General features: G+C 60.5%; 15 protein-coding genes. 3 read left to right on the top strand and 12 right to left on the bottom strand.

What is annotated here, in order from left to right; genetic code table 11:
* From tolR to ruvC, 7 genes are all read right to left on the bottom strand, one after another.
* Entirely contained in the window at positions 1-474 is a 474-nt protein-coding gene (tolR, locus tag BM174_RS12395) for a protein TolR (protein WP_093924175.1), read from the bottom strand.
* 3 nt (positions 475-477) lie between these two features.
* Positions 478-1,173: a protein TolQ gene (gene tolQ, locus BM174_RS12390; protein ID WP_093924174.1), complete on the bottom strand. Its 696-nt coding sequence runs from the start codon at positions 1,171-1,173 to the stop codon at positions 478-480.
* Positions 1,174-1,302: 129 nt separating this feature from the next.
* Positions 1,303-1,689 carry a YbgC/FadM family acyl-CoA thioesterase gene (locus BM174_RS12385; protein ID WP_093924173.1) on the bottom strand — a complete coding sequence of 129 codons (387 nt, stop codon included), beginning with the start codon at positions 1,687-1,689 and terminating at the stop codon, positions 1,303-1,305.
* Entirely contained in the window at positions 1,686-2,339 is a 654-nt protein-coding gene (locus tag BM174_RS12380) for a hypothetical protein (protein WP_177209473.1), read from the bottom strand. Before BM174_RS12380 ends, BM174_RS12385 begins: the two co-directional genes overlap by 4 nt.
* Before the next feature lie 59 nt (positions 2,340-2,398).
* Positions 2,399-3,424, bottom strand: a complete 1,026-nt coding sequence (ruvB, locus tag BM174_RS12375) for a Holliday junction branch migration DNA helicase RuvB (RefSeq protein ID WP_093924172.1) — start codon at positions 3,422-3,424, stop codon at positions 2,399-2,401.
* A 49-nt stretch (positions 3,425-3,473) separates the two neighbouring features.
* Entirely contained in the window at positions 3,474-4,136 is a 663-nt protein-coding gene (ruvA, locus tag BM174_RS12370; protein WP_093924171.1) for a Holliday junction branch migration protein RuvA, read from the bottom strand.
* Complete coding sequence (gene ruvC, locus BM174_RS12365; protein WP_093924258.1) at positions 4,133-4,639, bottom strand: crossover junction endodeoxyribonuclease RuvC; 507 nt, start codon at positions 4,637-4,639, stop codon at positions 4,133-4,135. The genes ruvA and ruvC overlap by 4 nt, the downstream gene beginning before the upstream one ends.
* A 344-nt stretch (positions 4,640-4,983) precedes the next feature.
* On the opposite strand from ruvC, the gene BM174_RS12355 reads away from it, so the two are divergent.
* Positions 4,984-5,202, top strand: a complete 219-nt coding sequence (locus BM174_RS12355) for a DUF1127 domain-containing protein (RefSeq protein WP_093924169.1) — start codon at positions 4,984-4,986, stop codon at positions 5,200-5,202.
* A gap of 244 nt (positions 5,203-5,446) precedes the next feature.
* On the opposite strand, the gene BM174_RS12350 is transcribed toward BM174_RS12355, so the two are convergent.
* From BM174_RS12350 to BM174_RS12330, 5 genes are all read right to left on the bottom strand, one after another.
* The gene (locus BM174_RS12350) at positions 5,447-5,794 is read right to left on the bottom strand and encodes a hypothetical protein (protein ID WP_093924168.1); all 348 of its coding nucleotides are present in this window, start codon (positions 5,792-5,794) and stop codon (positions 5,447-5,449) included.
* A 110-nt stretch (positions 5,795-5,904) separates the two neighbouring features.
* Positions 5,905-6,777 (bottom strand): 50S ribosomal protein L11 methyltransferase, encoded by an 873-nt coding sequence (locus BM174_RS12345; RefSeq protein ID WP_093924167.1) that lies wholly within the window; start codon positions 6,775-6,777, stop codon positions 5,905-5,907.
* Positions 6,777-8,165, bottom strand: coding sequence for an MATE family efflux transporter (locus BM174_RS12340; protein ID WP_245766356.1), 1,389 nt, complete (start codon positions 8,163-8,165; stop codon positions 6,777-6,779). The genes BM174_RS12345 and BM174_RS12340 overlap by 1 nt, the downstream gene beginning before the upstream one ends.
* A 4-nt stretch (positions 8,166-8,169) precedes the next feature.
* Positions 8,170-9,402, bottom strand: a complete 1,233-nt coding sequence (locus BM174_RS12335; protein WP_093924165.1) for an MFS transporter — start codon at positions 9,400-9,402, stop codon at positions 8,170-8,172.
* 144 nt (positions 9,403-9,546) lie between these two features.
* Positions 9,547-11,814, bottom strand: coding sequence for a primosomal protein N' (locus BM174_RS12330; RefSeq protein ID WP_093924164.1), 2,268 nt, complete (start codon positions 11,812-11,814; stop codon positions 9,547-9,549).
* Positions 11,815-11,848: 34 nt separating this feature from the next.
* Here BM174_RS12330 and fsa point away from each other — a divergent pair, with 34 nt between their 5' ends.
* A complete protein-coding gene (gene fsa, locus BM174_RS12325; protein WP_093924163.1) occupies positions 11,849-12,502 on the top strand; it encodes a fructose-6-phosphate aldolase in 654 nt (217 codons plus the stop codon).
* A 194-nt stretch (positions 12,503-12,696) separates the two neighbouring features.
* Complete coding sequence (locus BM174_RS12320; RefSeq protein WP_093924162.1) at positions 12,697-13,404, top strand: DUF484 family protein; 708 nt, start codon at positions 12,697-12,699, stop codon at positions 13,402-13,404.
* Positions 13,405-13,425: the final 21 nt, after the last annotated feature.

Here is a 13,425-nt window from a genome sequence, read left to right as displayed (position 1 = left end):
TTAGCCGCCCGAAGGCGCGGTGCCGTCAAGTGCGGGCCCGCCGATGTCCGTGACCAGACCGATATTGGAAAACCCGCCTGCATTCAGCGCGCCCATGATTTCCATGACGTTGCTATAAGGCACGCGGCCATCGGCCCGCAGATAGACCCGGTCGCTGGCGCGCTCGGAGGCGATCCCGCGCAGGCGGGTCACAAGCTCGTCGCGCGGCACGTCGGTGGTCTGGATCTGGATTGCACCCTCGGCGGTTACTGTGACGGTCAGCGGCTCTTCCTGTGCGGCGGGCAAGGCTCCGGCTGCAGTTTTAGGCAACTCGACCGGCACACCGACTGTCAGCAGAGGTGCCGCCACCATAAAGATGATCAGCAACACCAGCATCACGTCGACAAAGGGCGTGACGTTAATTTCCGACATGGGACGATTGCGGCTGCGCCGCCTGCCCCGTCCGCCTTCTTTTTGCATGACACCCGCGCCCATCGCTCAAGCGTCCAACTGGCGGCTGAGGATGGTGGCGAACTCGTCCGAGAATGCTTCGTAGCCGCCGATAATGCGGTCGCTGTCAGCGCTGAGCTTGTTGTAGAACACCACGGCAGGGATCGCGGCCATCAGGCCCATGCCCGTCGCCAAAAGCGCCTCGGCGATACCAGGCGCAACGACAGCGAGATTGGTGTTTTGTTGGGCGGCGATTTCGATAAAGGCGTTCATGATACCAAAGACGGTCCCGAACAGGCCGACAAAGGGCGCGACAGATCCGACAGTTGCCAGAACCGGCAGACCCTTTTGCAGACGCTCGGCCTCTTTGGTGATCGCCACATCCATTGAACGGTCAATCCGTGAGGTGGCACCGGGGATCAACCCTCCGTCATCGCGATGCGACCGCCGCCATTCCGTCATGCCAGAGGCGAAAATGCTCTCGGACGACCCACTAGGATCCGCGCCGATGCCATCATAGAGCCCGTCCAAAGGCTCACCCGACCAGAACGCGCGGTCAAAGCGAGTCGCCTCGGACCGCGCAGCGCGATACTGGATCAGCTTCTGCACAATGATCGCCCACGACCAGAACGAAGCGATAATCAGCGATATCATCACAAGTTTCACGGTGATGGTCGCCCGTGCGAACAACCCCCACAAGGAGAAATCAATCTCCTGCGCCAATGCCAGCGTCTCTGTTTCCATCAGTCCTGCTCTTTAATCCTGCCGCTTTGCGGCGCACTGCCTTATAGGCCCTGTTTTCCAAGGCTCCATTTGGCACGAAACTAGCGGACTGCAACGACGAAAGCTAGGATTATGCTGCCTAAACGCCGGTCACGCTTGCGTTAAGCGAAGTTTCGCTGGCAAACGGGTCGGTTTTCCCTCGGTGGTCATGCAGACGGCCGTGACAATGGCCCGAAAGATCAGCATGTCGTCGCGAAAAACCTCTTGGTCGAACACCCATCGGACCGGCCCTTTGGCGGCATGGGTGGTGCGCACGTCCAAACGGTCGCCAAAGCGCGCCGACCCGATGTAATCCGCTTCGACCCGCGTCACCGCAAAAACGATACCTTCGTCGCGCATCGCCCGCTGATCCAACCCCATCTGCTCGACGATGTCGGATCGCGCCCGTTCGATATAGCGCAGGTAGTTGGCGTAATAGACGATGCCCGCCATGTCGGTGTCTTCGTAGAAGATTCGGACAGGAAAAGAATGGCTCATCGCTGCACCGCCAGCCGCGCGGCCAAGCGCAGCGCGTGGGAGGGGTCTTGTGCCGACAGAGGCAGCACCGGATCATATGCCGCACGGACCAGCCCCGAGATCTCGGGGCGCAGGATTGTCGTCTTACCGACTACCGCCAGCGGCGACTGGTCGCGGAACGCGGTGTCGGACCATAAAAGCATCGCCTGTACCATTTGGCCAAGCGCCAGCGTGTCGGCAGGTATTTCTGCCAGATGCGCATCCATCCGCAGGAACACAAAGCAGGCCTTGATCGCGCCCGCCGCGTCAAACCGGAAAAACCGGTACTGGTTGGCATCCGCCGCCTGCAACCGCACCAGCAAGGGTTCAAGCTCCGGCACCAGTCCCGCCATGCCGGACACATCGGTAAGCTCCGCCCAATCGCGCAGGAAGAACACCATCAGGTTGCTGCCGAGTTCGGGATCTGTCTCGGCAATGTCGTGGCCCGCCAAGGTCACCACCGCCTCCAATGCACCTTTGACCACTGACAGCGTGGTGTCCTCCACCCCGAACACCACAGGCGCGATAGGTCGCCCCCACCGCGCAAAGGCAAAGCTGCCATCGGCACGGGTGAAAAGCGTCTCGACCTCACGCGGGGTCATCAGGCTTTCGGTGGCGTTATCTTGGGTCATAGGAGCCTATTCTCGACGATCAGTTAGCGGCTTTGGTCTGACAGGCGGGCACGGGTATATCAACCCTCGGAGAACAGGTCGTTCGCCGTACGTGGGGGTGCCATGCCCAAATGCGTCCATGCTTTTGGCGCCAGCATCCGCCCGCGCGGGGTCCGTTGGATCAAACCTTGCTGCAGCAAGAAGGGCTCAATCACTTCTTCCAGTGCATCGCGCGATTCCGACAGTGCGGCAGAGAGGGTTTCAATCCCGACCGGCCCGCCCTGATAGGACTCCGCAATCAGCTTAAGATAGCGCCGATCCGCGCCATCAAGCCCCAGATAATCCACGCCCAACCGCGTCAGCGCCATATCCGCCAAGGCTTTGGTGACCTTGCCGTCGCCCTCGACCACAGCAAAATCCACCACGCGGCGCAGCAACCGGCCCGCAATACGCGGGGTGCCACGGGCACGCCGGGCAATCTCGCGCGCGCCGCCCTCGTCTGCGGGTGCACCCAGCTTGCGGGCATTGCGTTCCACAATAATGAATAGCTCGTCTTCGGTATAAAACTGCAACCGTGTGGGGATGCCAAAACGGTCTCGCAGTGGTGTGGTGAGCAGCCCCATCCGCGTGGTCGCTCCGACGAGCGTAAAGGGCTGAAGCTCGATCCGCAGGGTCCGCGCGGCGGGGCCTTCGCCGATCACCAGATCCAGCTCGAAATCCTCCAGCGCGGGGTACAGTACTTCTTCTACGGCCGGGTTCAGACGGTGAATTTCATCAATGAACAACACATCACGGGCCTCAAGATTGGTGAGGATCGCGGCCAGATCACCCGCCTTGGCAAGCACCGGACCGGAGGTCATGCGAAACCCGACCCCAAGCTCGCGCGCCATGATCTGCGCCAAAGTGGTCTTGCCCAAACCGGGGGGGCCGTGGAACAGCGTGTGGTCCATCGCCTCGCCGCGCTGGCGGGCTGATTGGATAAAGACCTTGAGGTTGCTGCGCGCCTCGGCCTGACCAACAAATTCATCAAGCATCTGCGGGCGCAAGGCGCGGTCGTGATCTCCGGGCAGGGGGTCGGGCCGCACGGTGGGGTCAATCTCTGTCATCTGTCATCCTGCGGTGGGGTAGCACGAGGGGGCTACCCGTGGGCGCACCCTAGCCTTTTGGTGCCAGCAACTTCAACGCCGCGCGGACCAAAGCCGAGGTATCGGCATCGGGCATCTCTCCGGCGGCCTGCGCCACCGCCCCCGCCGCATCGCCCGGACCATAACCCAGATTGCCAAGCGCCGAGAGGGCCTCGGCCTGCGCTGACTGCGTCTGCGGAGTGGTTTTGGTGCGCGACGGGGCGGAAGGCTCGATCACCTGCGCCTCTTCGACACCTTCGGCCTGCGCCATGGTGCCGCCCATCGCCATCACGCCCGGTGCCTTGTCTTTGAGGTCGAGCACGACGCGTTGTGCGATTTTGGGGCCGACGCCCTTGGCGACCTTGACGGCATTCCAGTCGCCCAAAGCGATCGCGCGGCTCACCCCGTCGGGTCCGAGCGCGCCCAAAATAGCCAGCGAAGCCTTGGCCCCTACCCCTTGGACAGAAGTCAGCAAGCGGTGCCACTCCTTCTCTACCAAGGTTTGAAAGCCGAAAAGCTGCATCAGATCCTCGCGCACCGTCAGATCGGTATAAAGCGCTACCGCCTCGCCAACAGAAGGCATCGCCGCCATCGTCCGGTCCGAGCAATAGACCAGATAGCCGACGCCGCGCACATCAATTAAAAGGTGGTCAGAGGCACGATAATCAATTCTGCCGGTAATTTTACCTATCATGCGCTCGCCCTCGCGACTGCCTGTGCCAATGTGCTCGCCCCGCCATGATGGGCGTGACAGATCGCAATCGCCAAAGCGTCCGCCGCATCCGGCCCCGCGATCTCAACGCCGGGCAATTGCATCCGGATCATATGCGCCACCTGCCCTTTATCGGCATGGCCCACGCCAACGACGGTTTTCTTAATCTTGTTCGGGGCGTATTCGCCCACCGCCAACCCTGCTTGCGCTGGCACCAACATCGCAATCCCGCGCGCCTGGCCAAGCTTGAGCGTGCCTGCCCCGTCTTTGTTAACAAAAGTCTGCTCGACCGCCGCCGACTGTGGCCGATAGGTAACCACCACGCGGGTCAACTGACTGTGCAGCGACAAAAGCCGCTGCGCCAGATCGTCACCCAGCGATTCGCAAACGCCGTTCGCGACATGAGAAATCTTGTTGCCGGTAACGTCGATCACGCCCCAACCCATCTTTCGCAGCCCCGGATCGATGCCAATTATCCGTATCATGTCCCTGCCCGCCTCGAATTGTTGTTTTTTTGATGCACTAGCACGAAAGGCGAACATCCGCCAAGCCTTTCCGCTGCGATGCCGCTCACGACACGGCCAATGTCGCATTCAGGACGCGCTATGCGTTGCGGGAATAATTCCGTCGCTTCCAAGGCTGAAAACGACAGGGTGAAAGACACAAAAGCGTCATATTTCATTGGGCAATCAGGCCGTTTCGCACCTATGCAAAAAGCGCAGATCACACATGCGTTTCTGGCGATTGTGCCGGATTTCATTTCCGCCTATTTGCCCAGCACACCGCCGAGGAAATCGGCTTAACGATTTAGAAAAAGAGGACGGCTACAATGGCTACTTTCGACACGACCCGCACCGCATACGGCTCCGTAATGGCCGTCTCCCGCGTAACTTCCTTTGTGACTGGCGTTTTCGGCGCTGTTGTTGCCTGGAATGACGCCCGCGTAACACGCAATGCCCTGGTATCGCTGACAGACCGCGAGCTGGACGATATCGGCCTGATCCGTGGCGACATCGATATGGTCAGCCACAGCGATTTCATTCGCTAAATCCAGTCGCGCGGTGGCGTCCACTGCGCCCTGCTGACAGATACAAAAAAAGCCGCGTCCCTCTATAATGGGGCGCGGCTTTTTCTGTTTCCCCTCCGGCAATTGAAGAGGCAGAGAGCAACTCGTTAAAGACACGCGCAGTGCAGCACATGGCACATGCGGGGCTGAAGGCAAACAACGCGGCGCAACAGACTTTTGACAGAAACTAAAAACTGGTTAACAAACCTTGGTGGCGCCGCATCGTTTAGCGGCGCAACATTGGACCGGAGATTTTCGCGACCGACGCGGTGATCGGGTCGATGCCAAGCGCCTTGGCGCCAGCCTGTTCCAGAACCGAGCCATTCTCCAGCTTTGCCAGACGCTCGTTATAGGTCACCGGACCAATCGCCGACAACATGAAGGCTTTGAAACCGAAGAACCCGATGACGAGCATAAACAGCATCTGGAACGGAAATCCGCGACGTGCCCGCTTGGGTTTCACAACGATCAGACCGTCTTTTCCGACGCGGGTGACATAGCCGTGGGTCAGTTGGGCATGTTTGCGCCCTAGGGACTTCAGGCGTTTGATGAAATGGTCATGTGTCTCAACCATGGCAGCCTCTAATGTTCAATCGGCCCCCACCGTTTGACCCGTTATGTATACGTTTGAAATGCGGCATTTTCTGGGCAATTGCCTCAAATGCACCTAAAATGCGGACGGAATTATGTCTTTTTCTGTAAGGTCAGCGTGGTCCAGTCAACAATGCTCTCGCGGTGCACCAGACTGATGCCGGATCGTGCATAAACCTCGATCACTTCGTCGGCTTGCTCGTTCAGGATGCCGGAAAGAATCGCATACCCCTGAGGTTGCAGGGCAGTGGCCATATCGGGGGCCAGCGCGATCAGCGGCCCTTTCAGGATATTGGCAAAGACCAGATCAAAAGGCGCGGCCTCGGCCAGCTTGGGATGATCAAAGCCTGCCGCCTCATAACATTGCACCCGCCCTTCGAGATCATTTGCGGTTACGTTGGCCTGCGCCACATCTACGGCAACTTCGTCGATGTCGCTGGCCATGACAGTCTCGGGCCAGATCCGCGCCGCCGCCATCGCCAGCACCGCGGTGCCACAACCGATATCCACCACATTGCGTCCCGCAAACCCGTCTGTCGCCAAACGGTCCAGCGCGCGCAAGCAGCCCAAGGTCGTCCCGTGGTGGCCAGTGCCGAAAGCCATCGCGGCCTCGATCAACAAAGGTTCGCAATCCGCAGGCACCTTGTCTGCGTCATGGCTGCCATAGACAAAAAACCGCCCCGCCTCGACCGGTGCCAGCTCGCGCCGCACATGGGCGACCCAATCGGTTTCGGGCACTTCGGAGACCACAAAGGGCTTGGCCCCCATCGCGGCCGCCAATACCGACAGTCCGGTGCTATCGGGCACATCTTCGAAATAACCGCCGACTTCCCAAAGGCCCGAGCCATCTTCCATTTCGAAAACGCCCACGCCGGTTGGCTCAGGCACAAGCCGTTCCATGGCGTCGCCGAGGTTATAGGCCGCATCGCGGCCCTCAAGGGTGGTCAGTGCGGTATAGGTGGGCATTATCTTCTCCGGTATCTATCAGGGTTCGGGTAGGGGCGCGGCGGCGGCGGGTCAAGGGTGCGCAGATCGGCTGCCTGCAGGCGGTTGACGTATATCCAGCCCCAGATCGCGGCAATAACCCCCATCACCGCGCCTGCCAGTGTCTGGCCATATATTACCCCCGGTGCGCCAAACAGCGTGGCCAGCGCCAGCGCCGCTGGCCAACTCGCGCCATCTTTGAGCCAGTTCACCAGCGTAGACCGTGCAGGCTTGCCTAGATTGTTGAACGCGGCGTTCGACACAAAGAGCCCGCCGACAAAGACAAAGCCGCCGACACCGATATAGCAAAACGCCTGCAATACGGCACGCCCCTGCCCGCTCAGGCCAAAGATGTCGGTGATGACCGGCAGAGCAGACGCGACCAGCCCCCAAGCCACCAGCGTATAGATCGCGCAGAATATCAGCGCATCACGGTAGGTGCTGCGGACCCGGTCAAGCTGGCCTGCGCCAAAGTTCTGGCCAAAGATGCCGCCAATTGCGCCAGACAATGCAAAGATACCTCCAAACACCACGACGGTTAGCCGCCCGACCACGGCCCAAGCTGCGACCGCGTCATCGCCAAAGGGTGCCATCACGATGGTCATCAGATAATTACCCGCAGGCGTCGACATCTGGTTGGCAATCGCAGGCGTCGCGATAGCCATGAAGGGCACAAACACCGCTCGCAAATCTGCCAGATTAGGGGCCGCCACCAGATTATTGCGCCGCACCGCATAATGCAGCGCCAGTGCCACCAAACAAATCCGAAACACAAACAAGCCAATGGCCGCACCATCGAGCCCCAACCCCAGCCACAAGATCAACAGCGGGTCGAGCACCATCAAAACCAGCCCGGAATAAAGCGTCACATACATCGACTGCGCGCCCAGCCCCTCGGCCCGCAAGGCACCCGAACAGGTCAACGCCACCGCCATCAGCACCAGCGACGGCATGGTAATCGCCAGATACCGCGCCGACAGCCGCGCCGTCTCTCCGGTGGCACCGGCGAAGCCAACAAGCTCGTGCCGCGCCAAAATGACCAGCGTCGCAACGACAAGCTGGATCAGCACGGCAATCACCACCGACGCCCCCGCCTGCCGCCGCGCCAGCGCCCGCGCGCCCTGCCCGATCGAGCGTGAGATCAGCGCCGTCGCCGCAATCATCAACCCGACAGCAATCGACACCGAAAAGAACTGCACCGCAAAGGCAAAGCCGATGGCAGCCACCAACGCAGGTTCGCCCAGTTGCGAAATCCACAGCAAGCCCGCTGCATCAACGAGAAACACGAAAGTAATGCCCATCGCGCCGGTCGCAGTCATCCGCACCACATGACCCATGGTCGATCCGGTGAGGAACCGCCCGCCCTGCACGCGCTTACTCTGCCGCCTGCGACACCCGCCGGGCAAATATCGTCTCGTTCCCCGGTGCCGGATGGCGCGGGATCAACATCGACAGGCTCAGCGAGATCGCCGCCATCCCCGCCGCGAGAAAGAATACTGCCGCAGGGGATACCAACCACAACAACCCCAACGCGACAGGTAAAAACACCGCCGCAATGTGGTTGATGGTAAAGGCGACCGCCGCTGTCGGCGCGATATCACGCGGATCAGCGATCTTTTGGAAATAGGTTTTTAGCGCCAAGGCCAAGCCAAAGAACATATGGTCCAGCACATAGAGAACCGCCGCAACAACTACGCCCCAGCCAAGGTAATAAACCCCGCCATAGCTCAAAAACACGATGATCAGCCCGATATATTCGAACCCCAGCGCACGGCGCTCGCCGAAATATCCGACAGCACGACCAAGCAGCGGTGCCAAAATCATATTGGCGATAAGGTTGACCATAAACAGCAGAGTTATCTCGTGCACATCATAGCCAAAGCGTTCGACCATCATGAAACCGGCAAAAACCACGAAAATCTGTCGCCGCGCCCCCGACATGAACTGCAACGCATAATAGAGCCAGTACCGCCGCCGCAGCACCATCTTCTTGATCTGCGGGGTCGGTGCCTCGAACTGCGGATAGGCAAAAATCGCAACCAGCGCGATTACCACCGTCACCCCGCCGCCGATCATATAGACGATATTATAGCTCAGGCTCAGCGTCTCCCACAGCGCCATGATCACCAGATAGGCCACTAGGGTCGCCAGCGATCCCGCCGCCATCAGCCACCCCAACATCCGCGGCGCGTCTTCGATTTTGAGCCATTGAAGCTGCAACGACTGGTTCACCGTCTCGTAGTAATGAAACCCGATTGAACTGAGCATGGTGATGGTTAAAATCCCGCCCATCGACGGAAACCAAGCCGTCACCGCCGTCGCCACGCCGAGCAAAACCAGCGACACCAGCCCCAAAACCTGCTCGCGCACAAAGATGATGATCGCAATCACACCAACCGCCAGAAACCCCGGAATTTCGCGGACCGTGTGCAACAACCCGATGTCCGAGCCGTCAAAATCCGCGACCTCGATCACGAAATTATTCAGCAGTGCCGACCACGTGTTAAAGGCAATCGGCATCGCCAGAGCCATCAGGAACAACAGCGCCACAGGCCGCCGCCAGAAAGGCAACTGCTTGGCATCTTCAAGGGTGATATATTGGGCCATCCCCGATCCATACGCCCGCCCCCGCAAATTGGCGAGATCGAAAACGCACAGCGCCCCTGTGTGCCGACACCAGCACCTTCATTTGGCCAGCTAAACTCCCACCGGCGGCACGCGCCGCCCCGCAAGGGCGGCGTCAATAAAGGCTCAGTAAAAACTCTGCGGATCAATATCCACCGCCAGCCGCACATCCCCTTTCAGCCGGACCTGTGCAATCCAACGCGCAATCGCTTCCTGAAGGGGGGCGGTTTTCTCGGCCTTGATTAACATTCTGACCCTGTGACGCCCTCGCACCCGCGCAATCGGCGCGGGCGCGGGCCCGTACACCTGAGCGCCGATCTTGCGCAAAGGCCCATCCTGCCGCGCCAACTGGTTGCCCAGATCAAACACCGCCGCCACGTCCGAGCCGGACAGGATAATTCCGGCCATGCGGCCGTAGGGGGGCACGCCCGCCTGTCGACGCTCACCTGCCTCAGCGGCCCAGAATTTCTCTTCATCCCCTGCCAAGATCGCACGGATCACCGGATGGTCCGGCTGATAGGTCTGTAACAAAGCCGCCCCCGGCGCTTCGGCACGCCCTGCGCGCCCGGCGACCTGCCGCATCAGCTGGAACGTCCGCTCCGCCGCGCGTAGGTCGGACCCCGTCAGCCCCAGATCCGCATCGATCACACCGACCAATGTCAGTTTGGGAAAGTTATGCCCCTTGGCCACCAGTTGCGTGCCGATGATGATATCAGCCCCGCCCTCGGCGATCCCCGCAATCTCGGCCTTCAGCGCCCGCGCCGAGCCGTACATATCAGACGACAGCACAGCGATCCGCGCCTCTGGCCACAGCGTCTTGGCCTCTTCGCCCAAACGCTCAACCCCCGGTCCGACGGGCGCGAGTTTACCCTCGACCTCACAGGACGGACAGACCTCTGGCATCGGTTTGCTTTCGCCGCACTGGTGGCAGACCAGCCGCTTCAAAAACCGGTGCTCGACCATTCGGGCATCGCAGTCGTCACAGGCGATCTGATGGCCGCAAGCACGGCAAAGCGTCACCGGCGCATAGCCACGGCGGTTGATAAACAGCATCGCTTGCTCGCCACGCTCCAACCGCTTGGTCACCTCAGACTGTAGCGTCGGCGATACCCATTGGTTCGCGGGCAACCCTTCAGTGCGCATATCAATCGCGCCCATCTGCGGCATCACCGCAGGGCCAAACCGCGAGGCGAGATCAATGCGGGTGTATTTGCCAGCCTCGACATTGGCCCAAGTTTCCAACGACGGCGTCGCACTGGCCAGCACCACCTGCGCTCCACAGATCGCGGCCCGCAGCACCGCCATATCGCGGGCGTTGTAAAGCACACCGTCTTCTTGCTTGTAGGAGGTGTCGTGCTCCTCATCGACCACGATCAGCCCGAGGTTTTGAAACGGTAGAAACAAAGCCGAGCGCGCGCCGATCACCACGCCGGCCTGCCCCTCGCCAACCATCCGCCAGATCCGGCGACGCTCGGTCATGGTTGCGCCTGAATGCCACTCGGCAGGCTTGGCCCCGAACCGTTCCTGAACACGGTGGAAGAACTGTTCGGTCAGCGCAATCTCGGGCAGCAGCACCAAAGACTGCCGTCCGGCGCGCAACGCCGCCGCTACCGCTTCAAGATAAACTTCCGTCTTGCCCGAACCTGTCACCCCGCGCAGCAGGGTCGTGCCATAGGTCTCACCGCGCACCCCTGCAGCCAGCGCCTCGGCGCCCGCAGCCTGATCGGCGGTCAATTCCTTGCTGGGCAGATCGGGGTCCATGCGACCAAAGGGCGTGTCACGCGGGCTGTCTTCCTCGCGTACAGCGCCTTGGGTGACCAGACCTTTGACAACCGATGCCGTGACCCCCGCCATTTCGGCCAGTTCTTTCAAGGTAAACGACAGATCGCCATATTCCGCCAAGGTCTCTAGCACCCGCCGCCGCGCATCGGTCATCCGGTCAGGCTCTGCCCCGCCACGGCGATAGATTTTGCGCATCGACGGCGGATCGCCCAACCCCGGTGCGCGGGTCGCCAGCCGCAACATCGCGGGCATCGGCGTCAGCGTATAGGCTGCGGCACGGGTTAAAAACTCGCGCATTTCATCGCGCATTGGCGGCGCATCCAGCGCGCGGATCACATGGCGCACCTTGGCGAGATCATAATCCCCCTTGCCCGCGCCCCAGACCACACCCAACACCTTGCGCGGCCCCAGCGGCACCTCGACAAAAGCCCCCAGATGGCAGCCGCCCTCTGGGGCACGGTAATCCAGCGCGCGGCCCAAGGGCTGCGTTGTCAGCACACTGACAAGCGCGCCGTGCTCGAAGAAATCTGGGGGCGTCAGCAAAAAGGCTCCGATCGCTGGTTTGCGGTTTTCAGGGTTTAAGCAGGTCGGATCATGCGGTAAAGCCAACATCGACGCTCCCTTCCCCCTGCGCAAGGACAGACCGATGAAATTTTTCGTAGACACAGCCGACATCACCGCAATTGCCGAACTCAACGACCTTGGCATGGTCGACGGGGTTACCACGAACCCTTCGCTGATCCTGAAATCAGGCCGCGATATTCTCGAAGTCACCAAGGAAATCTGCGATCTGGTTGCAGGCCCCGTCAGCGCCGAAGTGGTCGCGCTGAACGCCGAAGACATGATCGCCGAAGGCCGCAAGCTGGCCAAGATCGCCGACAATATCGCCGTCAAAGTGCCGCTGACATGGGACGGCCTCAAGGCATGTAAAGTCCTCAGCGACGAAGGCAATATGGTCAATGTGACCCTGTGCTTCTCGGCCAATCAGGCGCTGCTGGCAGCCAAAGCCGGTGCGACGTTCATCTCCCCGTTCATCGGGCGTTTGGACGATATCAACCTCGACGGGCTTGAGTTGATCCAGGACATCCGCACGATCTATGACAACTATGGCTTTGAGACCCAGATTCTCGCCGCCTCGATCCGCACGGTGAATCACGTGCAGGATTGCGCACTGATCGGTGCCGATGTGATGACTGCCCCACCCGAGGTGATCCGCAAGCTGGCAAGCCATATCCTGACCGATAAAGGTTTGGAGCAGTTCATGAAAGACGCAGCAGCCGGCAACATCAAAATCGTCTGACGCACTGCATCGCGCGGCCTGTCAAGCGGGCCGCGCGACAATACTACCTTCCGGTGACGGCAGCGGCGCCTGCCCGCCATTGCGCTGGCACCTCTCCGCCACAGGCGTGGGGCCGATCCGCAAGGCCAGCAACAAAAGGGCAGATTTATCCCTGACCCCATGCTATACCACCGCAAATCAATAAGAGACTGATGATGAGCAGCAGCCCAAAAATCGACGATTCCCTGCGTGAGGCGATTATCTCGCGGCCCGATGTCATTCTGGATGACAGCGATGTGATGCAGGCGTTGATCGCTGCCAACGAAAAAGCAATGGGTGGCAATATCGTCGATTTGCGCTCAATCGCGATGGAGCGGTTGGAGAGCCGCCTTGACCGGTTGGAAGACACCCATCGCAGCGTGATTGCGGCGGCCTATGAGAATCTCGCCGGCACCAACCAGATCCACCGTGCAATCCTGCGCATGCTTGATGCGGTCGAGTTCGAGACCTTTTTGCGTGATCTAGGCGGCGAAGTTGCCGACATCATGCGAGTCGACGCCGTGAAACTGGTGCTGGAATCGGTTCAGAACGATAGCAACCCGACGGTTCAGCGCCTTGGCGAAGTGCTCAGCGTTGCCGAGCCCGGCTTTATCGATGACTACATTACCAAGGGCCGGGGCGGCGCGCCGCGGCAGGTGACTTTGCGCGGGCTCCAAGATGCCTCCGAAGTCATCTATGGCGGCAAGGCCGAGTGGATCCGCTCAGAAGCCTGCCTTAAACTTGATTTCGGCACGGGCCGCCTGCCCGGTTTGCTGGTGCTCGGGGCCGAAGATCCGCATCTGTTCGGGCCACAACAGGGCACCGACCTGCTGACCTTCTTTACCGGAGTTTTCGAGCGCACCATGCGCCGCTGGCTGTCTTGAACCGCCCGCAGGAAACGCCTG

The organism is Sulfitobacter brevis, assembly GCF_900112755.1.
In the GTDB taxonomy this organism is placed as follows: Bacteria; Pseudomonadota; Alphaproteobacteria; order Rhodobacterales; family Rhodobacteraceae; genus Sulfitobacter; species Sulfitobacter brevis.
The sequence above is the reverse complement of the archived record's forward strand: the minus strand, read 5'-3'. Positions and strand labels throughout refer to the sequence as shown.